We start from the raw sequence: 23,303 nt of genomic DNA on the forward strand, positions 1-23,303 counted from the left end.
ACAATCACTTATTGTTTGCTTAGTTTAAATGTTTCAGTTTTTTCATTCCACTCTACTGTAACTTCGACCTCAGTGTGTTCGGAAACTTTGGCATTCGTAGGATTAGATGTAGCGCTGTCAACAATAGTGCCGTTTTCTTTTAATGTGACGCCTCCCCTTCCGAAACTCCCAAGACTATCTACATTGTAATCAATAGGGCCAACTTCGTTTACATCATCACCCTTATACTTTAGTACTAACTCTTGGCTTTGATAATCATCACTGGTTTGATTTACTTTTAAGTCAGCACTCCAATTTTCCGTCTCTCCAGAATAATTAAGAGTTTGCGTGCTACAAGAAGCAAGGAGCAGCAAGGAAATTAGCAATACCACCAAGAACTTTCTTTCCATATAAATCCCTCCTTATATTTATCAATGGCATCCTTGATCTAATAAGAAAGGTACTCTCATTATTGAAGTAAAGCCCCCGTTACCGTAAGACTTGATTTCGAGATATTTTATGTAATTTACTAACTTTCCCACCTTACTTGAATCAGGCAGATGGTCATCCTTATCAAATTTAAAGAGATAATGCTCCTATTAATACAATAATTACAGCTAGGAATAATAAATATACTGCGCGAGCTTTCGTTTTATTTTGAAACTCTGAAATGCTGTAAATTAAAAGTATGGTTCCAATAAAAAACTGAGTATAAGATAGGATTTGTTTGTTATCGGTTGTAAAACTAAAAACTATTAAGGATAATGCAATGATGGCTGATACAATCCTAATCACTTTCAATTGAAGCCCCCCCTATCCTCTTTCCATAATAAGTATTCTTCAACGTTAGCACATAAGGCAATTGTCCAAGTAACGCCCCCAATTTATGAAGACTCAATATCAAGATAGCACCGAGGATTTTTTCTTTTTTCTAGAGTGTATGTACTTTTGAGTTATCATTCCTGCATTAAAAACCGATACAATCATAATGAAATAGAAGAGTATCCGGTTGAACAAGAATTTTTCCTCACCAGTAAACTCAACATATGAAAATGAATGAATTACAAAACAGATAGCAGCTAATAGCATCAAGATAAACTGCCCTTTCAAAGACTTAACCATAATTAATAATCGCTCCTTATTGTTTTCAGGATTTGCCCCCGTTAGTTGAAGACTCGAACTCGAGATAAATTACTCAAATATACTTTCCCTCTTTAACAAAGGAGAACATTTCCTTATCTTTATGTGATTTACCCTCTTCATTAAATTCCATTGATTTCTTTACTTTTGGTTTTAAATGAATCCCTATCTTACGTTGCTGATTCTCAATAAGACTTTTCACGACAGCTTGAATGGACAAGATGAGAAGGACGTATAACACTAAAACAGGAATGATTAACCAATACCTCTCTGTCATTATTCCAATTCTCATCGTCTCAAAGAGCGATGTCCATTCATAGATCAAAGATTGAGAAGCCCCCTCTCTATTTCCTCGAATTGTCCCACCTAAGAATATGGAAAGCACACCAAGGTGCAGGAGAACCTGTAGAACTTGAATCATTTGTTGTCCAAGCAATAAAAATAACCTTGGAACCAAATGGGGAGTCATGTGTTTAAAGAAAATCCTTACCTTACTTGCTCCGAGAAGCATAGCAGCTTGCGTGTACTCTTTTTTCAAGATTTCATCAGATTCCTGTCCAATAACATTCAACAAGACTGGGAGAGCGAAAACAATTAAAATAATCAATTCTAATACTATATTAGAAACCATTAGCGATTCAGCAAGTTGTTTTTGATGTTCCTCAAAAATCACGATGTCCACAAGTAAGACATAGGCAATTAATGTCATAGGCAAAAACTGCATTCCATCAGCTAATCCATTAATGACTTTCTTGGACCGCGCTTCTAACCAGAAGGTGTAAGGAATGCTGAGTAAGTAACCGATAACTACTCTGGCAAGAGCAACTAAGAGGGTGAACAAAATCGTGTACTTCGCACCAACAATCAACATTTGTAGAACAGGGTATCCATTTAAATTGGAGCCAAAAATTAATTTCCCTTCACCCCAGGAATGAGGAGGAGCTTGAATATTTCCCTTTGCGTCTTCCACTAACCCCGCATTTTCAACCGGTGTGTTATACAATATACTGATGCCCAGCAGAAAAATAATATACCCTAGACCCACAAGAAACTTCGGTCTTTTAAGTAATAGCAAAAGTTGTTTAACAAGTGCACTCCACACGGAAATCAATCTTTCCATTAACCCTTTAAGCGAAAATTTTTGGAGATGAAGAACTTCGGCATTTTTCAGCATAGAAGGCGGAGATAAGGTGCCCGTTTTTGTTTCTTCTCCAACCAGCCAATCCAACAAAGAATAAATGAAATAAAATGGAGTGAAAATTAGAATCAATGATACCGCCATGATAAAAGGTCTTGTATCAAAAAAGATTAACCGCACAATTCCATAGAAGTTATGTAAATACTCGATAACTAATAAACTCGACAATGTAAGCCACAGAATCGGCTTTGATTGAATAATTAGGTTTCTTTTAATATTACTTAAACAATGCTTTACAAGAATAGTCGTGTTTCCTAGCCCCTTACTTTTAGCTAATGTAACATAGTCTTTTCTCCATTCTTCTTCCAGTAGTAAAAGACAAGTCCTGTAAAATAGCACAGTTGGTAAAATACATAATGACAAAATAGGAGAGAGGTAAATTTTTTCTTCACCTAAATAGACAAATCGAAAAAGTAAAAGATCAAACGACTTAAAAAACCAAACCACGAACATTTGTAATAAGAATATAAACAGAATATCTGGCAATGCTTCTAAACTATTTAAACCAGTATGTATGGCCCGACTTACCTTTCTAGGTAACCCAAAGGTCGATATAGCTAATACAAGTCCCACTATAATGGCAATGGCTAGCGCGGAAAATAAAATGGTCATAGAATAAAGGTAGTTATCTGATATATAAGAGAAGAGAGGCTTTTCTAAGTATTGATAATTAAGACGATGTTGGAAGACCCATTCTGAGGGAGTTATTATCTGCTTTATTACATGTGCAACGCTTTGAAAATAGAGCGGTATATTCCATTTAAATCCATTAGAGAATATAACTGATATACAACTTATTAAAATTATACCTATGACACCAAAAAGATATTTAATGCAAAATTTAACGACCTTCAAACGAATCCCCCATTTCTATCTTGAAATTCTATACGATAACTAAGGGGCAAAGTTTCAATTTTTTGTAATTTAAAATATGTATAATTTCATACGTGAATGTAGAGGGAGATGGTAGATCCCCCACACCCTTCATGAAAATTTATTCCGAAACTGAGACTTCAACTATCCTGAACGATAGTAAAAAAGCGATTGCTCTTATTGAACAATCGCCCCCGTTAGTTGAAGACTTGAATTCGAGATAATCTTATATTTTCAACCTACTACTCAGTTGTCATAGCATATGTAATACATTAGCTTTTTTAGCCACTCATAATAACTATATCGTCTCAGCCAATTTCTGAATTTTTGATTTAGAAATTAAGTACACATCACCAATAATATCAATTTTGTCCCCCTTTATACGAACAGCGCAATCTTTGTTCGAGGCATAAATATTTATTTCTTCTGACAAGGGAGACAGTTCTTTTTGAACAAGCTCCATGTTATTTTCTAGATCAAAATGAGATAAGACAGAAAACTCGTCAAGGCCGATTCCTTCGTAAACAGAGCTTGTTTCAACTTCATCTCCAAAGTTTTTTGAGCATAACCATTTAGCAGACATGTTAATTGCACCAGCACTTGCCCCCATCACAACTGCGTTGCTTTTTTTAATCCAATCCGACAATTCATATTCCATCAAAAAACCATTTTGTTTAAGTATATCTCCACCCAGTAAGAAAATAACTGATGCATTGTGAATTAATCTTTGGGCATCTTCTTTCTGGACGCGATGATTAATTAAATGATATTCATCAAACATAATGCCGGCATGATCAAGCCACGACCGTTCAGTAGCACCGTCATCTTCATAAAGTGATGGATTGGAGCTAATCATAACAATTGATTTTCTATCAATGATATCCTCCTTTAATACCTTTCTCAGATTCTCTGGAAAAAAGTTTTTAAACCAACCTAAATAATAATGAATTCTCATAAGTATCCCCCGTAGCAAAATGTAAATAATATGAATTTTCTTCGTACTCAATCTGTTTTCTAACACCAACACAATAATGTCAAAGTGGACTCAGAAAGTAATAACAGCTGATTTGCCCCCGTTAGTTGAAGACTTGAAACCAAGATAATAATAAACTCCTTATAGGATCAATACTCACTTTCCAATATGGAATACACTTCTGTATCTCTAAACTCGCCTTTTATAAACTCATTTTTTCTTAAAGTGCCTTCATAATTCATGCCTAACTTCTTCATTACTTTTTGAGAACTCAAATTATCTGTATCGGACCTACCCTCAATTCTGTTAAGGGATAGTTCGTTAAAGCCGTAGCGAACAAGTTCCTGAAGTGCTTCAGTAGCAATTCCTTTTCCCCAATATTCTTCCGATAAAAAGTACCCCAATTCTACGCACTTATGCTTATTACTCCAATCAATAAAGGCTGCTACACCAATCACTTGACCTGTTTCATTCCATTCAATTGCCCATTCACCTGATTCACCTTTTCCGTAACCTGTAATTACCATATTTAAAACTCTTCGGTTGCATCTATTGACTCATTTACTTCCCATGTCATAGGCCGTGCTACATTAGGATTAGAACAGAAACTAAACACATCTTCTAAATCTGAAAAAGCCAGCTTTCTTAGCGTTAATCTATCAGTATTAAACTCAGGCATGTCTCTTAAATATGTTTCGACTTCCATACGACCACACTCCATACATCTTTTTAATTTTTCAAAAATAAATATTATGACATCATACCGCTATTTTACATAATTTTCAATACTTCAGTTCTCAAAAAAAAGAGGACGATTACTCTTATTGAATAATTGCCCCCGTTACTTGAAGACTCAGTTTCAGGATCTTTTCGTGCAGCTCCCAAACTAAATCCCCGCTTTAGTTGTGTATTTGTAATTAAATTTTATTACTTAAATGTCTCAGCTTCTGTTTCGGTTAACCACTTATCAATTGCTTTGACAGGAAAGTAGTACTTATATCCGAACTGTATGTATGGAATATTACTCTTAGTAACGTTTCCCTCTTTTTCAGGTAATACCATTTCTAATTGCTCGTCGTTTATGCTTAAATATCTTTGTAACTCTAAATAGCTCATCAATTGCTGTTTCTCTGGTGCTGTATTCACTGTAACTTGTTCAGTCCTATTTTTGAAAAAAATCCTCCTCTCAATTACTCTAAATGAGTCTTCCAGGATACCAATTATTTCAAAACAGACTAAGCAACTCAACCCCTTTTCCACTAAAAAAAGCTTATCTCTATTGCAGATAAGCCCCCTTTTCTTGAAGACTCGAAATCGAGATAATCCTTTACAATTTTGTCATAGAAAAACCGCCATACGGCGGCTTTTTGCATGCACTTAATATAGGAGCTGGAATTAAACAGTAAAGTCAGACATTTCTTACTCTAGCTCGGAATACTGTTCTTGGATAGATCGAATCACCTTCTTCGAATACTCTAAGTCCTCGAAGAACTTTCTCACCTTATCCGGCGAACGGTCAACGTTGTCTTTTTCCCAATTATATGTGTCAGAATGAAACTCAGCCAAATTAGTCCTTTTCAAGACGGGTAACCTTCGATTCAAAATATCATCAAAGGTCAAATTAAAGGAAAATTTCGGGTCACAATTTTTACCATACAGTGAGACCAATGAACCTTCCGTTTTCTCCACCATTCCGATTTGAGCGTTCAGCTGATATGGAGAGCATCCCGTCGGACTAGTTTTAAACTCCAGGGTCATATAATCCTCTATATCCCTTCTGAATCCATCAATATCACTAAAAGGACCCTTAATGCCCCTAGCCAATTTATCTAAACACCAGGCCCCCTCAATGTAAGCCTTCACACTGCGGATTTTCTTTGGAGTTTCCAGTACATCCATATGGATTCCGTTTGAATCGCAGAAATTCTTCAACTTATTGAATTGAACATCATTTTCACTCGCGGGCAACTCAATCAAAATACAACTCATACCATACCGCTTCCTTTCATAAGGTTAATTAAACCCGTGCATAGAAAGGTAAACGATATGCTGATGACAGCCGTCACTGTCAAAAAAAGGGTGGATAATCCTAAAGGAGCACCTACAAAGGTGTTCCTTTCCTATGATGGCCTTTAAGTTCAATTCCTATTCATTTTTTCGAGGTCGTGTATCAATACCGGCTCCCTGATTTACAAAAAAACAAAGGCATCATATGGTGTTTAAACCAGACGCCTTTTGTCATATTATTTCTTTTTTCGTTCCCTCAAGATTTCTTCTTTAATTTCTGGGTAATCCTTCCCCTCTGAAGCTTTAAGGCCTGCGTTTGACCATTCTGTTGTACTCATCTTATCTAATCCCAGGGAATCTCGCCATCCCTCAGCTATCTTCCTCTCTGTGTCATCCTTTAACTTACTGATGTCTTTATCCGGCACACGAATCTCCTCCTCATATTGTTTTGCCACTACCCTTTTTATCTCCACAGTCACACAAAATTAAACATCTTCGGTTAGCCGAATAAGCGCAGAATTCTTAATCCTCCAGACCCAGCCTGTACTCCAGCAGGATAGTCAAAACAAAAAACCGCCAGAATGGCGGTCTTTGAATTTATTCTTCAACTAAGTTATCGGATATTGTTGCACTAGGTAGCTAGACCATTAACAATTGATGAACACCCATCTGAAATTTGCTTAAATAATGTAATGTCATGCTGTTCGAGTAACAAACAGTGCTAAACATAAATAGCAGCTAGGCTTGTTTTATTATGAATAGCTAAGAAAATCATCAAGCACATGTAATTTTAGCTGTTCTTGCGTTTCATAGGGATTTAGATATTTCTTCATATCCAAAAACACATTCTCTATATTCGCTAAGTCGGAATCTGTATAAATAAGAGCATATACTCCAAATTCTCTAAAATAATCTTTAAGTTTTCTCATTTCCTTTTCGAAATTCCCTAAAGCTATTGCGTTAATGTCTTTTTGCAACTTACCTTTAGTACCTGATAAATAACCGTGTGTTGACCAAGGAGATAACTCAAAACCGTACTTATTTAATGTATTGGGGTCAATTATAGTGAAATCAAGTCTATATTGGTGTTTCCTTGCTAAACCGCCATATCTAAACTCGGGAATTAACAGAGGGATTTCTTCTGGCTGATCTGAATTTCGAACAAATTCACAATAATTATTAGCAATCTCAAGTTCATATTGTGAGCCCGATCCCCGAACTAAAATATTCTTAAAAAACTTTAAATATTGATCCGTATCAGAGAATTCTATTTTTTCATTTTCAAATGGTACCACAATCCCTGTCTCTAATACATGACCTATAGTCCAATATTTCTTTTTAAAATGTCTTATTTCGCTTACATCATTCTCCCAGTTACCATTAGAGAATCTTGGAGTAACAAGAATTCCATAATTCGCATTTTCTTGGCCTATCCACATTGTTGCTTCCTCAACTTTAGGGCGTTTTTTCGATAAAGCAGTGTAATTCCTCATGTAAGTTCTTTCTAAGAAAGTAAAGGCATAGTCCCTAACAATGGGATATTCTTGTATGTATTGTAAAAGTTCGTAAATATTACTACTTTCCTTATATTGCAAATTATCTAGATATTGAATCAAACCCTTCATCCATAAAGCTACAAAGTGATCTGGTGACAATATAACCTCGTTATTAATATCCATAAAATCTGCGTTTTTGCCACCAATTTTTGCATTCAAGGACTTATGCCCGTATCCCGTAATTTCCATAACTTCAGGAAGTATGTGATTTAATTTTCTAGTTTTTGAAGCTAAATCCTTTTGAAAAGCAGACCACGCCATAATTTACCCCCTACAAAATAATTGTTATTTTCATAAAAATTAAAAATAATTCCAAAGATATGTAAAAATGATTAGGATATAATGGTCCTCTGATCTCCCCATTAGCTTAACAAGAGATAGTCCATTTGTAGGTATCGCCACCTTTTCTTGAAGATATAAATTATTTTACTCTCTCTGAAAAATACAAGTAGTCAATTAAAGTCAGAGTATAGCGAAATACGTTTTATTAAAAATATTAACTAGAGATTCTTGCACTTGCTCAAGTTCTATAATTGTTGGGTCGTTCTAAGGTATTTAGATTTAATTTTCTTATCGTTCCACTCAAACGTTTCTTTGAACTCGATTTTATAACTCTCACGTCTATTCAGTATATCTCCTTCAATCTGTGAAAAAAATTCTTTTAGAAACTCTTCTGAAACTCCTTCATGAAGACTCAAAAGCACCCTTCTCCCTAATTTTATTTTCCCTGATGTATTAAACAATTTACTTCTCATACCTCAAATTTTATGTAGGAACCCTACTCTTCCATAATTCAACAAAAGAGAGAATAAATCCTTTGTTATAGCATTGGTCCTAGTCCAATATCTCGAAACTGAGTCTTCAACTAACCTGCCCTATACTTGAAGACTCAGTTTCGAGACATTCTATAATATTTCAATAAATCAAAGACCAAAAAAAGCATAAGTCCCTATTTTAGACTTATGCTTAAAGTAACCATTTACTCAAGTATCCTTATGCTGTCCATCAATCAAGGATGCAGGAGCAGACTTGATGTGCAAATCTCTTTGAGGAAAAGGAATTTCAACCCCGTTTTCATTCAGCTGCTCATAAATGGAGAAATTCAGCTCACTTTTCATACGGATCACCTCTTTGGGATCGGAAATCCACACGAACAGTTCAAAGTCGAGCGATGAATCACCAAATCCCTTGAAGTTCACAAAAGGTGCAGGGGAATCCAAAACGATGGCGTTCGTTTGTTTAGACAACTGAGCCACATGGAGAAGGATTTCTTTCACTTCTTGCGCATCACTCCCATAGGCCACTCCGATGGGAATGGTTAAGCGCAGCCTTGGATCGGTGAACGAACGGTTGACCACTTTTTCCTCTAGAAAATAGGAGTTCGGAATAATGATGTGCTCATTTTCAAGCGTTCGGACCACTGTTGCTCTCATACTGATTTTTTCAACATCCCCTATGACGTCATCAATAAGCACTCGGTCTCCGACTTTTATCGGGCGTTCGAAAAGGAGGATCAATCCTGAGATAAAGTTGGAGGCGATGTTCTGCATACCAAAACCGATTCCCACACCTAATACACCGGCAAATACAGTCAAGGCACTCAAATCGATACCGACGGTCGTCAAGCTGACTAGTATCGCAACGACCATAATGACATAGTGGACGACCCGCTCCATCGTGAACTGGATGCCTTTATCCAGATGGTGGCGTTCGAAGAAAAATGGCAACAGGTGCTCGTTCAAAACCTTGGATAATCTGTAGGCGAAGGTAATGATCAGCACGGCTATGATGATCAGGAATAATGTAATATCCACTTGACCGATCGTGAATAGCGGATACAGCAGCCAGGCTGCATCGGAGAAGTAGAAAATGACGAATAAAAGCAGGCCATTGAACACCACCCAATTAATCAAGGAGAAGGCCGCTTTCTGAATGCTCCCCTTTTCCCGGAAGATCCGGTTGATCAAAAAGCTGGACCCTAGGCGAAGGAAGAATAAAAACAATAAAAAGCCCATCACGATAAGAATATCTGTCCAGGGCCACTCGTTTACCTGGTTAAAAGACATAAGTACTCACTCCATACAAAACGATCATCCTTTCATTCCTCTTTGAATCTATTAAGAATAAGATAGGAACCTCTTTCGATACGCACCCTTCATAACCGGACTCCTATCTCGTTTTCTATTAACTTTTCTTTCTTTACTATGCGATTAGTCCATCGTCCCTTTGAACTTCCCAGGCTTTTTCACATAGCTCTCGACGATATACCCACAGCTTGTGCAGATGATATGTTCCACTTCGGAACCAAACGACATGGCTTTATTAATCGGAAGCATAACCGCATATCCGTTCTGCTTTCCTCTGCCTAGTTCCCTTTCACCACATTTCGGGCATTTTTCTATATTCGTTCGATAAGTCATTTTTGTCCCCTCCTTCTGCGGTGATGCAACGGTTCAGCCAGTCTTATAGACTGAACGCAGCATTTTTAGAGTTTTCTAGTTTCTTCCTTTATAAGAAAAGTATATAATACTACACAGGCTATACCAAAGATATTCCCTTTTCTCTTATATATATAGTTGCAGAAGAACGATAGTAGTGACTGGAGTTTAAACCAACCTCACTTGCGAGGAATTTTCACATACACAGGTGATCCCAATGATCCTAAAAGAACTGATTTCCAATGTAGCCCTTTTAATTGCATCCTTATTCGTTTATTCGCAGTCGACACAAGCCATGCCTTTGAGCCGGTCTTCCACGTTGAAAGCCAAAATTGTCTCAGGTTTTCTGGCAGGGATCTTAGCCAATGTCCTTATGCAATACAGCATGCATTTTGACAATACCATCGTGGATTTACGCCATATTCCCGTGATTTTAGTCGCTTATTATGGAGGAGCGGTTCCAGCGCTCGCGTCGATGTTCCTTGTGATTATCGGACGCTTTTTTATCGGATTTAATACATCATCGCTGCTTGCTTTATTCCTAATCGTTTCTATTACACTCCTCACGTTGGCCATCACAAGACTCAACATGTCCAAGCGGGTCAAAATCTTCTTGACCCTAACGTCATCGAATGTCATGTTCACGATTTTGATCGTCTACCTTTTACAAAGTGTAAGTACCCTGACTGTCTTGATTCCATCTTTTTGGATCATCTCTTATATGGCTGGATTTGTATCTTTCTATGTGATTGAATTCGTACGGAGAAGTCAGAATCTGTTGAACAAATACAAAGCAGAAGCTGCCACAGACGGATTGACCGGGTTGAACAATGTTCGTAAGTTTGACCAATCCTTTAATAAAATTGCTGCCCAGGCGGTACATAAAGAAGAAAAACTTTCACTTTTATACATAGATATTGATCATTTCAAAAAGGTCAACGACACCTACGGTCATAAAGAAGGCGACCAAGTATTGATCGAGCTGAGCCGAATATTGAGTAATACGGTACGTTCTTTCGATATTGTAAGTAGAAACGGGGGAGAAGAATTCACGGTCATTTTAATGGATTGTCCCACAGATCGTGCCCGTGATATCAGTGAAAGAATTAGAGAAAAAGTGGAAAACCACTCTTTTCTTTTAACCACAGGTCAAATGATTCACGTGACCGTTTCCATCGGACTCGCCTGTTATAATGAAACGACGAGCGAGCCGAAGTTACTAATCAAAGAAGCGGATCATGCGTTGTATGATGCCAAACAAACAGGCAGGAATAAGGTCTGCATCTCCCCTGGTTACAAATGGGCGAGTCATCGAGCGTAACTCACAGTTACGCTCTTTTTTTGTTCTTTAAGCAGTGGGGAGAGGAACGGGGGCCAAGGTTTTCTATCCGCCAAATAAAATCAGTGCGGCCACATATATTTAGACTATACTCAAGACAGGGGTGGTAGATATGGAAAGAAAGAAGCGGCCGAACATCCTTTTCCTGATGGTCGACCAGGAAAGATATCCATCCATCTATGAAACGAAGGAATTGAAAAAATGGCGGACAGAAAACTTGGTGACGCAGAATCTGTTACGTAAAAATGGGATGGAGTTCTTAAGTCATTATGCTGGCAGTACCGCTTGCTCACCAAGCCGGGCAACCCTTTACACCGGGCAGTATCCGTCGCTCCACGGAGTGACGCAGACGACGGGGGTCGCGAAAGGCCCGTTCGATCCAGATGTTTTCTGGCTTGATGCCAATACCGTGCCGACGATCGGCGATTATTTTCGGGAGGCCGGGTATCAAACCTACTGGAAAGGAAAATGGCATGCTTCTGATGAAGACATCTTAGTTCCCGGGACAAAAGATGCTTTTCCAAGCTATGATCCCAACACAGGAGTACCGGTTAAAGAAAAGGAGAAACTCTATCAGGACGCGAACCGACTGGACCGTTTCGGTTTTACCGGCTGGATCGGGCCGGAACCCCACGGGTCCAATCCGCGTAACTCCGGTTCATCTGCAGCTCTTGGGACCAGTGGACGTGATGAGGTTTATGCTACGGAGACCATCGAGCTGATCCAGGATCTCGAAAAACAGTCCGATAATACGCCATGGTTCCTCATGTGTTCGTTCGTCAACCCTCATGACATCGCCCTATATGGAGTTCTGACCGCCCTTTCACCAGCCTATCAGTTCAACATCGACCCTACACTTCCTCCAATTCCACCAGCACCCACTCATCAAGAATCGCTATCAACGAAGCCTGATGCTCAGGAAAGTTACCGAATAACATATCCACAAGCGCTACAGCCGATCATCGACCAACCCTTTTACCGAAAGCTCTACTACAGCTTACAAAAGCAGGCGGATGATGAGATGCACCGAGTTTTTCGAGCTTTCCAAAAATCCTCTTTTTATGAAGATACGATTGTCATTTTCACTTCGGATCATGGAGAATTGCTTGGTGCTCACGGTGGCCTTCATCAGAAGTGGTATAACATGTACGAAGAATCCATTCACGTGCCGCTCATCGTTCATAGTCCGAAGCTTTTTTCCGAAGCAGAGCAAACAGACATGTTAACGAGCCATGTCGATCTTCTTCCTACGATGCTCGGTCTTGCTGGGGTTGACGCAGATGAAATACGAGAGAAGTTGACCCGCTCCCACACCGAAGCCCAGCCCCTGGTCGGAAGGGATTTGACACCACTGATCAAAGGAAGATCCCATTTTTTCAGAGCCAACGAGCCTCTCTATTTTATGAGTGATGATGATATTACCAAAGGATTGAATCAAACGACGGCCGCCGGAGTTCCTTATGAATCTGTTGTGCAGCCCAATCACATTGAAGCCGTCATTACAAAAATGAAAACCGGAAAGGACCATGCAGAAGAGACGTGGAAGTTCGCCCGCTATTACGACAACCCTCAATTTTGGAGTGACCCGGGGTACAGTGATACGGTTCAGAAAAAAGGAAAGACGATGAAGGTCGAAGGTGACATCCAATGTTCCTGCTGTGTGAGCACAACGAAAACCGAGCCCGTTCCATCCCAATATGAACTTTATAACCTGACGACAGACCCGCTTGAAGAAAAGAACTATGCCGACCCTCAATATGCGACACCAGAATCAAGGATCGTGGAAGGTCTTTTGCTGAACACCCTGGAGCAACAATGCAACCAGAAGAGACTAGAGCCCTCCAGCGGAGAAGTGCCTGGCATGCCCTCATGCAACTGTCAGGAAAACTAGTGAATCTCATATAAGAAATGATAAAAAGGGTGAACGCTTCTCACGTTCACCCTTTTTGTATCGTTTAACTCTAAAATTAAAACAGCCATATGGACAGGGCACCTAAAGAAGCACCACTGATCAAAGGAAGCAGGCATCCCATGCCAACACATCCTTCAAGCCAACCATCTAAAAACCTTAGAAATCTTCCTTGTTTACTTTTGTGATTACCATTCAGCTCTGTCATTCTATCTTTTCACCAATCTTTTTCCTGTAGTATAAATGGAGCTCTTTATATTCTCATGCTAGCGAAAAAATACGATAGCCCCCATAAGTAGTAAGGAAACAAAGAAGATCATAAGCAGATAAAGGGAAACGTTCAATAATAGAGACTGTTCTTTCAGGAAACGTATGATATTCCCCGTCTTTTTCACAGGCCCTCCTCCCCCTTTACGACTAGTCGTCTTATCATTTAATCTTTTTATTTTTCTTTCCCAGTGTCTTTTTCCTTCCTCTGTGTATTGAAACCAATAGATCAGTAGAGCTCCTCCGATCACAAGTGAGCCCTGCATTAAATAGTTAAGAATGATTAAAAACGTATCCATGTTATTCCCACCTTTTCCCACGGGCCATGCTATCAAAGATCTATCTCTATGGATGCAGGAAAAGTATTCCATAGAGTCTGGTTAAGAAAAATGGCAAACCTACCGTTGGTAGGTTTGCCAGACTTAAGATAGGAAACTCTCATACGAACATTTGCATCTCAATATCCCGGTCCTTCTGCGATACTCTCTTAAACCCGATTTTTTCATAAACACGGATGGCTGCTTTATTTCGTTCATCCACTTCCAGTCGTATTTCATTGATCTCTTCATCATAATGACGGAAACCAAAAGCGATGCCCTGCTTAACATAGGTTGCGCCTATTCCTTTTCCAATCCAATCAGGACGTAAAGCTAACCCAATCTCCATGATTCTTCCATTCACGTTGTATTCAAACAAACCCACCACTTCACCTTCCCGAAAGGCCGCATATCCTTCGCAGCCACCAGGACCTTGCAACTTGCCTGTTTGGTTGAGTGATTCAAAATAAGGCGCCATTTCTACTTTTTCTACGAAACCTTCATAGTTCCATGAATCGATTTGCTTCAAACCTTCTAACGTAATCGGTCTGAACTCAAATTCCATTAGACTCTCTCCTTTATGCAATCTTTCTGCAATTCTTCATACGATTCGTACATCTGGTTAGAGGACATTAAATGAGAGTAACAGGACGTTGATGAAGCTAACTCCTTTTCCCCTGCCTCTTCCTTACAAAAAGAATGACGATTCCATAGCCGAACACACCGCCGATGATTGTCAATAACAGCTGGCTGCTATCAAAAGTACTGTGGGTGAACCTATTGGCTAGAATTAACCCAAACAGCACGCCTAAAAGCAGAAGGATAGCTGATTTTACATTCATGTCGTCTACACCTCTCCTCTTTAATTGATGAAAGGAATAATGAGATCAACCAAAATAGGGGCGATCAGTAAAAAGCCCAAGATGGCGATTACATATAAAACAGGAGTAGACACCCTCTTCGATTGATTCATTTCGTCTAACTTTTGATTCATTTTTTGAATTTCATTTAAGATTTCTTTTTCTCGCTCTTCAGACATAAAAACCTCCGTGATTGAAGTAAAGGGGTAAGTCAACCACACTACGTTGAAACCAGGCCAACTCCTATGTATGCTGCCTAATGTTCGCCTTTCCCCTGATTTTGCCAAAGCCCTCCAATGTTTCATTGAATAATCAATATGAACTTCCACCCCCAACACCTGAACTTCAAAATAAGTCATAAAGGCCCTGGATCCAATTATTTCAAACCCCGATCCATTCCTCAAGGGGCACTAAATAAGCGCAACCCCTCAGGATTGCGCTCATCACCAACCTTCCCCAAAATTCACCGATTGCATTAACGGTAGACACTGGCGCATGTACCCGGTTGAGGTTCATAGTAACAGTGGTTCTTATACCGTCCTGTAAACTGCTGTCCATACCATGTAGGAGGGCATTCCGTATAAGGGTTGAAATACCATAACGCATACTTCGCTGGATGCATCCGCCAATAGTCTAAGTTCTTCTTGGCTAATCTTTTCTCCGTAGAGCGCGCCCGGTTATAAAAAAGATTTCCTTTCTGAACCGCTTCAAAAGAATAGTTCCCACCCTGCACCTGGTAAATGACATCGTTGATTGTTCTAACATCCGTAAAGTCCAGGCAGGACGCTGCTGCACGGTTCACGATCACATTGCCGACATACAACATTCCCTGTTTGCCTTCCCCCACGGCCTCTGCCCGCATCATGCGAGCCATCAGAGCCACATCTGAATCTGTATATTTCACTCTCGCCATTTTACTCACCCCAACATATTGTATGAAAAAAAGCTGGGTTGATGTCATCATTTGGGATGGAGTCCCTCTGGACGGCCTCGATCAGCGTTTTCAAGAATAGATAAAAAAAGTTCCCCAGCTGTTGAAAGCTGAGGAACCTTTTTCTCTGCCCATTTACGGAGTGGGAATCGCTCCACCCGCGGCTTCATACCGGGCATAAAACTCTTGTAAGAATTGATTCGTTACTTTTTCATCATGGATGAACAGCATGTTTTCATCGTTGATATCATTTCCGTTCGTGCTCCAATTCGTTGAGCCGACAATCGCGGTCGGATCACTGGACGGATGTGTGGCATCAATCAACATCGTTTTTGCATGCATTTTACGATCTTCCGCATCCTCATAAACGGGAGCGGCGTTATTCCATCGTACATTAGGGTTGTTCGTTGAAGATTGGCTTGCGGTACGGCCGGTCATTTCAATCGAAGCGGACCACCACTGGTTCCAGAAGCTTTGATCAAATACACCACGCACATCAAATCCGGTCAGACTTCCTTCCAGGTCGTTGTAAGAGCCTTCCCACTTGTACTTCAACTCATCGACAAGGGCCTGATCACTCCAGGCAAAAATAGAAAAGTAACTGCTGAAATCTGCCTCATTTTTCACATAGGAAGTCATTTGTCCAACAGCATCATCCCCTGCAGAAAAGTACACATCCACTTCTTTTCCACCCACATCGACGGTATGCAGCGTGTTGTCCACTTTACGTCCATGATAATTTGAAACAGCTGGGTCAGGATTCAAAGTCGCACTTCCCCACATTTCATCAAACTCGGTTTTGAAAACATCAGCGAGGGCCGTTGAGTTCAGTTCTACCACATGTTGCGTATTGCCGCCAAGAACATCATTCTGCATGTTTTCCTCTGATCCGTACAGTCCTGTCACGGTGAAATTCCAGCTTCCTGTGAATACCCATGTTCCATCGATGACGGCGAATTTGTTGTGCATCTGCTGTCCGGGCGAGTAATAACTGCCCGCTTCTTTTTGTTCAGCATCAACAAGTTTGTATCCGGTCTCCGTGCCACTTCCTACTTCGACCGTCACTTGTTCCATGCCGTTCGTTGCAGCCGGAAGTCCGTACTGTTCCCGCAGCGCCTGATCTTCCACAGCAAACATGATAGAATCAGAAAACACTGTCGTATCATCGCTTGTTCCGATGACATTGTCCTGTCCACGCACCAATTTCTCTACATACAAACGCATCGTTTGATAGCGCTCTGTATAGTGAGGGTCACTGCCGTCTTTCGCATCTGCGATCACGCGCACATCGACACCCTCAGCCGCTTTGGCCATCAAAGCATCAATGATGCCCGGCAAATTGATTTCATAAGTGGCAAGATCGATCGACGTTGTCGCCTGATTGATACGCTGGATCAACCGGTCTTCCAAGTTCACGTTATAGTTTGCTTCGTTTCCGGAAGTCGCGTAGCCATCATAAGCACATTTGTTAAAGTACACATTGATGCTTCCCGCAGACTCACTCACATTGTTCAATTGCTCAGTCGTGGTTGAACATCCTGCTGAAGTCGATGAAGAGTTGGCAGAAGGTGTTCCAAGTCCTTCACCATATGTATCCGTTGCTGTACGCCAGTTCGAAGCATCCGTCCCCACTGATAGTGGATCGATTCGCTCCATCGTGGCTTTACTGTCGTTATCACCTGCATACCATGCGTCGACAGAATCAATCACTTGTGTCCCATCACTCAGTTCAAGCACCTCACCGGAGTTACTCAAAGACCCTGAGTAGATCAAGTCGGCATCTACAGCCGCAACCGTTGAATCGTCCGTTCGTTCCAGCAAATAATGCCCTCCGGCAGGAATCGTACCCGATAATGAGATGACCGGTGATCCGTCCGCTGCCTTCAGCGTCCACCCTTCAAGTGAAAGGTCTGTACCAGTCGGATTGTAAAGCTCCATCCATTCATCGTTATAACTCACATTCGTCCCCATCCAGGCAACTTCGCTGATGACTACATCATTTGCTCCTGCGGCTTCAGTCACCTGCCCGATAGGAATGCTTGTCCATCCTAAAACAAAAATAAGTACAGCTATAAATCCAGGCTTCCATCTCTCCACGTTTCCATCCCCCATTCATTTTTTCTCACATTTCTCAACGTACCATAAATGGAACGGGCAAATTCTGAATTTACGCATCATTTACAATAAACGATTCGATGGACCCGGTTGGCTTATAGACAAGTGAAACCCTGGGCACACAAACTTTCCTCATTTTTACTTTTTATTGCCAAAAAATAACGACTGGTTCATCCAGCCGTTTTCTTATGACTACATCTGAGACAACCCTTCTAAAAAAAGCACAAAAACAAAGCAGATCAAAGTAAAACCAGCCAGAGGCACAGCAAAAGCGGCATTGTTCTTAAATTCCCACCCTGCAAAAACAGCCCCAAGCGCGCACATCACCATCCATGCGGGGAGGAAAATAGCATCGGCTACCCTTACAGGAAGCAATGCATAAAAACCCGATAACCATAAAACCCAGTGGACAAGCAGGACACTGCCAATCGTCAAGGACCTCTTATACGGCAGAGGTCCTCTTCCGCGTTTTCTCACGATACGGGAAGAAACAACAACGATCATGAATCCTATGAGTAATAAAATAACTAGCAAAATCACAGAGATCCCCACATCATTTCTCCCTTCACCGAAAGTTTAAGATAGCGCCTGTCCTTACTTTGAGGACGAAGATTAAAAAGAAACACATGTTCACAAATACGATTTTCCGCTTCCATAACGACCCTGTACGTTTGGGATTCTCTCCTCAGCCTTGAAGCTGCGGCTCTCTGCAGTACTTTTCTTCACTCGCTTCAACGTCGCTACAATAAGAAAGCTTACAATCACCAACAACAGCCAGGAACTTACTTTCCCTACATGCACAAGACTCCACGCATCCGCCTGGTTCGGGTATTCCCATGCACTGAAATAAGTCGCGATATTTTCTGCGATCCAGATAAAAAAGCCGATCAGCACGAACGAAAGCGCGAGCGGCATCCGGTAACGTGTACCGTTGACCTCGTAGCGAACCCAGGCTTTCCAAAAAACGAGAATCACAAGCGCAGATAACCACCAGCGGATGTCGAGCCAATAATGGTGCGTGAAAAAGTTCAAATAGATGGCAGACGCGAGAGGAACGACGAGCCAGGAAGAAGGCCACCGCACGAGCTCCACCTCAAGCCTTCTCCACGCCTGGCAGAGATAACTCGCCACACTCGCATACATGAATCCGCTATATAATGGGACGCCGAAAACTTTTGAAAATCCTTCTTCCGGATAAGACCAGGAACCCATATGAACCTTGAATAGTTCGAGCGCAAGCCCGATCAGGTGGAACAAGGAGATCACCTTCAGTTCATCCCGTGTTTCCAAACCAGCCCGGACCATCCACCACTGCATCAACAGGCAGATGATCAGCAGCCAGTCATACCTTGGCAGGAAGGGCATCGGCACCCATTTAGTAATGGCCAAAGAGGCAAAAATAACGACAGGGAACAAGCACGACAACGCCTGTTGCCAACCAAAATGTAAGAGTTGTTTCACCGCTCGCATCCGATCCCTCCTAATCTTCGTCTTCCTGATATTCCAAAATATCCCCCGGCTGACAGTCGAGCGCTTTACAAATCGCCTCCAATGTAGAGAAACGGACGGCCTTCGCCTTGCCATTTTTCAAGATAGAGAGATTCGCCATCGTGATCCCGACCTTCTCCGAAAGCTCGGTTACGCTCATTTTCCTTTTCGCAAGCATTACATCAATGTTGATAATAATCGCCATGTTGACCACCTCAGACCGTAAGATCATTTTCAGATTTGATAATAATCGCTTCCTGCAAAAGTCTTTGCAGGACAGCAGCAAAGACAGCAATAACGGCAGAAGCGAAGATGATGACCATCGCGATGACAATCAGACCAGGAGCATCATCGATTTCAGCGACCGTATAGATTACCGGCATGAGCACAACGTAAAGAACGCTTATGGTAATGGCACAAAATTTGATCACTCTCAAAGCTTTGACGGATAAGTCAGAGAACGCATCATTGCTGTCAATATAATTCAGAAGCTTAAACGCTTGATACAACGCAAAGTAAAATGGGACAGCTGTCAAATACATATAAGTGAAGACAACCGGTTCAATGATCGGAAAATCCGACAGCAGCGCTCCCGCATATTCCGCAAACTCAGGAACAAAAAATATACACAGCGCAAGAACCGGCAGACCAATTAAAATGACCGCCAGCTTCAAAAAGAGTGTCGAACCACGTTTCATAACAAGCACCTCATTTCCTAATATCTTTTTTCATCATACCTTCACATTTATCGTTTTTCAATAAAAATATATCATTTATAAATACTTAATTATCGATATAGGTGTGTTCAGCCTCTTACATGCTTCATTCAAAAAAACGCAGATCTCCTAGAACTAGGAGATCTGCGTTTTTCATTTATCATAGGATTGGACAGCTTAATAGATCTTTTGCCGCGACTGGACATCCTTTTGGCGCGGTTCGCCGCCTCTTTGGCGCGATTCATCACCCCTTTGGCGCGGTTCGACACCTCTTTGGCGCGATTCAACACCTCTTTGGCGCGACTCATCACCCCTTTGGCGCGGTTCGACACCTCTTTGGCGCGATTCACCACCCCTTTGGCGCGATTCGACACCCCTTTGGCGCGATTCACTACCCCTTTGGCGCGATCCACCACCACTTTAGCGTGATTCTCACCTTAACCTCGTACCGCTAAACTTTTCTCATACGCCACAACAGCTTCTTCAAAGACGGCAAGCCCCCGTTCAATCTCTTCCCGAGATACAACAAGTGGCGGAATCATCCGGATGACTTCCTGGTGCTTACCACAAAGGTAAAACAACACCCCTTTTTCGAGAGACAAATCAAGAACACGCATCATCCCTGCCCCATCTGGTTGTCCGGTCACGGGATCGACAATTTCAATGCCAATCATAAGTCCGACACCACGGATATCGCCGATTACCCGGTGTTTTTCCCGCAATTTCTCCAAACGATCTACGGCATAAGCACCAAGTGTTCTCGAGTTTTCCAGCAGGTTCTCTTCTTCGATAACGTCAAGCGTGGCTAGTGCGGCTGAGCAGGCGAGGGGGTTCCCGCCGAACGTCGTCCCATGCGTACCCATCGGCCACTGGCTCATCAATTCTTTGGAAGCTACCGTAGCACTGAGCGGCATCCCTGAAGCAATGCCTTTGGCGATCGCCATGATATCCGGGGTCACACCAAACGTTTGTGCAGCAAACCATTCTCCCGTCCGTCCGAAGCCGGTCTGCACTTCATCAAAAATCAACAGGATGCCGTGCTGATCACAAATGTCGCGTACTTTTTGAAGCCACTCTTTCGGAGGAATGATATATCCTCCTTCCCCAAGAACCGGCTCAACGATCATACACGCCACCTCTTCCGGGGTCACTTGGTGGTCGAACAGCATCTCAACGTCCTTTTCCAGTTGATCCACACAATAGACAGCAGGATCTTCCCCTTCCGGACAGCTCTTTGGATCAGCATAAGGAACCTGGTACGTCAGACCATTGGGCTGTAAAAATCTGCGGTACTTGCTTTTTGAAGTACTGACACCGAGAGCTCCTAATGAACGACCATGAAAACAGCCGGTAAAGGAAACGACATAAGGTCGTTTCGTTACATATTTTGCAAGCTTCAGCGCCCCTTCAATCGCTTCGGTCCCACTGTTGGCAAAAAAGAAACAATCCAGATTTCCAGGTAAGATTCCCTGCAGCCGATCCGCGACACGCAGAATCGAATCATACATGATGACCCCGGAAGGCCCGTGCATGAGCTGGTCCACCCCTTCCTTGATCGCCTCTACGACCTTCGGATGCCGGTGCCCGGTATTGGCTACGGCGATGCCTGAGGTGAAGTCCAAATACTCTTTTCCATCAACCCCATAGTAATAGCACCCTTCTTCTTTTACGACCGGTAAATTGGGGTGATCTTTCGCCATGCTGGGTGCGAGCAAGTCTGGTAAGCGTGTGTACAATTGATCGAATGTTGGTTTCATTTTTTCCATCCCCTTCTATATCTTTGGTTCATACATGTTTTTTAAAATATGAAATGGGCAATGACCACAATAATCGGCAGAGTAATGACAGTCCTTTGCAGGAAGATTATGGCCAGCTCCAAAACGGAAATCGGAATTTTTGATTTAACGAGCAGTACTCCGATTTCGGACATGTAAATCAACTGCGTCAGCGATACAGCGGCGATGACAAAGCGTGTCAATTCACTTTCAATACCCGAACCGATGACGGCCGGCAGGAACATGTCAGCGAACCCGACGAGCATGGCAGGAGCCGCTTGGGCCGCTTCAGGAATCCCCATCCATTGGAGGATAGGAACGATCGGCATCGACAAATACGTGAAAAATGGTGTGAATTCCGCAATAATCAAGGCCACGGTTCCAAGTGCCATGACTAATGGAATCAAAGCGAAATAGATATCAAGAACCGTTTGTGCCCCTTGTTTACCGACTTCTTTTACACTCTTCACTTGTGAGGCTTTGTGGAGCGCTTTTTCCACTCCCCATTGAAAATTGGAAACTCCCTCAGGGGTTTCTTCAGATATTCTCATGCCTGTCCCTTCGTAATAGGTATCCGCCTTTCTCGATAAAGGAGGGATGCGGGGACAGATAAACGCCGCTACCAATCCGGCGACAACGACAGTCAGATAGAAAGGAACAAAATATTCTTCCAGTCCGATAAAACTGATCACGACCAAACTGAAAGCAATCGAATTAATGGAAAAGTTTGTGGCAATGATCGAGGCTTCCCGCTTCGTATAGTACCCCTCTTCGTATTGCTGAGTGGTAATGAGGACACCGACCGTCCCTGCTCCCATCCAGGAAGCGAGCGCATCGATGGAAGACCGGCCGGGCAGCTTGAACACCGGTCTCATCACCCGGCGGAGCATGGTGCCGATAAAATCCATCAAACCAAACTGCATGAGTAACGGCATCAGGACCCCTGCAAATAGGAACCAGGCAGCAAGCACAGGGACAAGGGCATAGAGCATCGTTCCTCCTGTCACTTCAGACGTGATAACGGCTGGCCCTACTGCAAAAAGCGTCATAAGAGCAAATACAGCTCCAAGAATTCTCGTCACCAACCAGAAAGGATGAATATAAAAGAGCTGTTTCATAAATGGACGGTTCATGATCAAGGAAGGCTTAAAAGCTTTTGCAAAAATCGGGACGATGGCGGAAACCACTAAAATCCCAGTCATCAACCCTGGTAGAACGGGCTCTAAGTAGGCCTGTACCGTTTCTGCGAGAACACCGACACCGATTGTAATTTTCCCTCCGTAGGGAATCGGGAATAAAAATAAAAACACGCCCAATAACGAAGGAACGATGAACCAAAGGAAATTCCTTTTGGTTCGATAGCTTTCCGGTTTTGACTCCGTATAGTCCTTCTCAAAGTCGTCCGTCTGTTTCACTTCCATG

26 protein-coding genes are annotated in these 23,303 nt (G+C 41.9%); 2 read left to right on the top strand and 24 right to left on the bottom strand.

The features are described from left to right. Positions 1–8: 8 nt before the first annotated feature. The 11 genes from K2225_RS04050 to K2225_RS04095 form a co-directional block, all read right to left on the bottom strand. Entirely contained in the window at positions 9–389 is a 381-nt protein-coding gene (locus K2225_RS04050; RefSeq protein ID WP_220583588.1) for a hypothetical protein, read from the bottom strand. A gap of 169 nt (positions 390–558) precedes the next feature. Then, positions 559–780, bottom strand: coding sequence for a hypothetical protein (locus K2225_RS04055; RefSeq protein ID WP_220583589.1), 222 nt, complete (start codon positions 778–780; stop codon positions 559–561). Between the two features lie 394 nt (positions 781–1,174). Further along, complete coding sequence (locus K2225_RS04060) at positions 1,175–3,172, bottom strand: ABC transporter permease subunit (protein WP_220583590.1); 1,998 nt, start codon at positions 3,170–3,172, stop codon at positions 1,175–1,177. Between the two features lie 316 nt (positions 3,173–3,488). After that, positions 3,489–4,145 (bottom strand): Type 1 glutamine amidotransferase-like domain-containing protein, encoded by a 657-nt coding sequence (locus K2225_RS04065; protein ID WP_220583591.1) that lies wholly within the window; start codon positions 4,143–4,145, stop codon positions 3,489–3,491. A 167-nt stretch (positions 4,146–4,312) separates the two neighbouring features. Beyond that, the gene (locus tag K2225_RS04070) at positions 4,313–4,690 is read right to left on the bottom strand and encodes a GNAT family N-acetyltransferase (RefSeq protein ID WP_255574181.1); all 378 of its coding nucleotides are present in this window, start codon (positions 4,688–4,690) and stop codon (positions 4,313–4,315) included. Between the two features lie 2 nt (positions 4,691–4,692). Further along, positions 4,693–4,869 (bottom strand): GNAT family N-acetyltransferase, encoded by a 177-nt coding sequence (locus tag K2225_RS19990; protein ID WP_246139252.1) that lies wholly within the window; start codon positions 4,867–4,869, stop codon positions 4,693–4,695. 713 nt (positions 4,870–5,582) lie between these two features. Then, positions 5,583–6,152 carry a hypothetical protein gene (locus K2225_RS04075; RefSeq protein WP_146813064.1) on the bottom strand — a complete coding sequence of 190 codons (570 nt, stop codon included), beginning with the start codon at positions 6,150–6,152 and terminating at the stop codon, positions 5,583–5,585. 254 nt (positions 6,153–6,406) lie between these two features. Further along, positions 6,407–6,595 carry a hypothetical protein gene (locus tag K2225_RS04080; protein ID WP_220583592.1) on the bottom strand — a complete coding sequence of 63 codons (189 nt, stop codon included), beginning with the start codon at positions 6,593–6,595 and terminating at the stop codon, positions 6,407–6,409. A gap of 327 nt (positions 6,596–6,922) precedes the next feature. Beyond that, positions 6,923–7,987, bottom strand: a complete 1,065-nt coding sequence (locus K2225_RS04085) for a hypothetical protein (protein ID WP_146813062.1) — start codon at positions 7,985–7,987, stop codon at positions 6,923–6,925. Between the two features lie 722 nt (positions 7,988–8,709). Continuing rightward, complete coding sequence (locus tag K2225_RS04090) at positions 8,710–9,792, bottom strand: mechanosensitive ion channel family protein (RefSeq protein WP_220583593.1); 1,083 nt, start codon at positions 9,790–9,792, stop codon at positions 8,710–8,712. A 144-nt stretch (positions 9,793–9,936) separates the two neighbouring features. Next, the gene (locus K2225_RS04095) at positions 9,937–10,146 is read right to left on the bottom strand and encodes a transcription initiation factor TFIIIB (RefSeq protein WP_220583594.1); all 210 of its coding nucleotides are present in this window, start codon (positions 10,144–10,146) and stop codon (positions 9,937–9,939) included. Between the two features lie 235 nt (positions 10,147–10,381). Here K2225_RS04095 and K2225_RS04100 point away from each other — a divergent pair, with 235 nt between their 5' ends. Both K2225_RS04100 and K2225_RS04105 read left to right on the top strand, forming a co-directional pair. Next, entirely contained in the window at positions 10,382–11,485 is a 1,104-nt protein-coding gene (locus K2225_RS04100; protein ID WP_220583595.1) for a GGDEF domain-containing protein, read from the top strand. 130 nt (positions 11,486–11,615) lie between these two features. Beyond that, entirely contained in the window at positions 11,616–13,394 is a 1,779-nt protein-coding gene (locus K2225_RS04105) for a sulfatase family protein (RefSeq protein WP_220583596.1), read from the top strand. A gap of 284 nt (positions 13,395–13,678) precedes the next feature. On the opposite strand, the gene K2225_RS04110 is transcribed toward K2225_RS04105, so the two are convergent. The 13 genes from K2225_RS04110 to K2225_RS04170 form a co-directional block, all read right to left on the bottom strand. Next, entirely contained in the window at positions 13,679–13,978 is a 300-nt protein-coding gene (locus K2225_RS04110; RefSeq protein ID WP_220583597.1) for a hypothetical protein, read from the bottom strand. Positions 13,979–14,117: 139 nt separating this feature from the next. Further along, positions 14,118–14,561: a GNAT family N-acetyltransferase gene (locus K2225_RS04115; protein ID WP_220583598.1), complete on the bottom strand. Its 444-nt coding sequence runs from the start codon at positions 14,559–14,561 to the stop codon at positions 14,118–14,120. Positions 14,562–14,658: 97 nt separating this feature from the next. Next, positions 14,659–14,838: a hypothetical protein gene (locus K2225_RS04120; protein WP_220583599.1), complete on the bottom strand. Its 180-nt coding sequence runs from the start codon at positions 14,836–14,838 to the stop codon at positions 14,659–14,661. A 20-nt stretch (positions 14,839–14,858) separates the two neighbouring features. Beyond that, positions 14,859–15,215: a hypothetical protein gene (locus K2225_RS04125; protein WP_220583600.1), complete on the bottom strand. Its 357-nt coding sequence runs from the start codon at positions 15,213–15,215 to the stop codon at positions 14,859–14,861. A gap of 116 nt (positions 15,216–15,331) precedes the next feature. After that, complete coding sequence (locus tag K2225_RS04130) at positions 15,332–15,769, bottom strand: cell wall hydrolase (protein ID WP_220583601.1); 438 nt, start codon at positions 15,767–15,769, stop codon at positions 15,332–15,334. A 153-nt stretch (positions 15,770–15,922) separates the two neighbouring features. After that, positions 15,923–17,884, bottom strand: a complete 1,962-nt coding sequence (locus K2225_RS04135; RefSeq protein WP_370632699.1) for a phospholipase D-like domain-containing protein — start codon at positions 17,882–17,884, stop codon at positions 15,923–15,925. Positions 17,885–18,094: 210 nt separating this feature from the next. Then, positions 18,095–18,454, bottom strand: coding sequence for a hypothetical protein (locus tag K2225_RS04140; protein ID WP_220583603.1), 360 nt, complete (start codon positions 18,452–18,454; stop codon positions 18,095–18,097). A gap of 78 nt (positions 18,455–18,532) precedes the next feature. Then, positions 18,533–19,372: a DUF817 domain-containing protein gene (locus K2225_RS04145; protein ID WP_220583604.1), complete on the bottom strand. Its 840-nt coding sequence runs from the start codon at positions 19,370–19,372 to the stop codon at positions 18,533–18,535. 10 nt (positions 19,373–19,382) lie between these two features. Continuing rightward, a complete protein-coding gene (locus tag K2225_RS04150) occupies positions 19,383–19,595 on the bottom strand; it encodes a helix-turn-helix domain-containing protein (protein ID WP_089650949.1) in 213 nt (70 codons plus the stop codon). A 10-nt stretch (positions 19,596–19,605) separates the two neighbouring features. Next, complete coding sequence (locus tag K2225_RS04155) at positions 19,606–20,088, bottom strand: DUF2975 domain-containing protein (protein ID WP_220583605.1); 483 nt, start codon at positions 20,086–20,088, stop codon at positions 19,606–19,608. Positions 20,089–20,216: 128 nt separating this feature from the next. After that, positions 20,217–20,525, bottom strand: coding sequence for a hypothetical protein (locus tag K2225_RS04160; RefSeq protein ID WP_220583606.1), 309 nt, complete (start codon positions 20,523–20,525; stop codon positions 20,217–20,219). Positions 20,526–20,543: 18 nt separating this feature from the next. Next, positions 20,544–21,863 carry an aspartate aminotransferase family protein gene (locus tag K2225_RS04165; RefSeq protein WP_220583607.1) on the bottom strand — a complete coding sequence of 440 codons (1,320 nt, stop codon included), beginning with the start codon at positions 21,861–21,863 and terminating at the stop codon, positions 20,544–20,546. Between the two features lie 41 nt (positions 21,864–21,904). Further along, entirely contained in the window at positions 21,905–23,302 is a 1,398-nt protein-coding gene (locus K2225_RS04170) for a YjiH family protein (RefSeq protein ID WP_220583608.1), read from the bottom strand. Position 23,303: the final 1 nt, after the last annotated feature.

It is taken from the genome of Halobacillus sp. Nhm2S1 (genome assembly GCF_019599545.1).
GTDB lineage: Bacteria > Bacillota > Bacilli > Bacillales > Halobacillaceae > Halobacillus.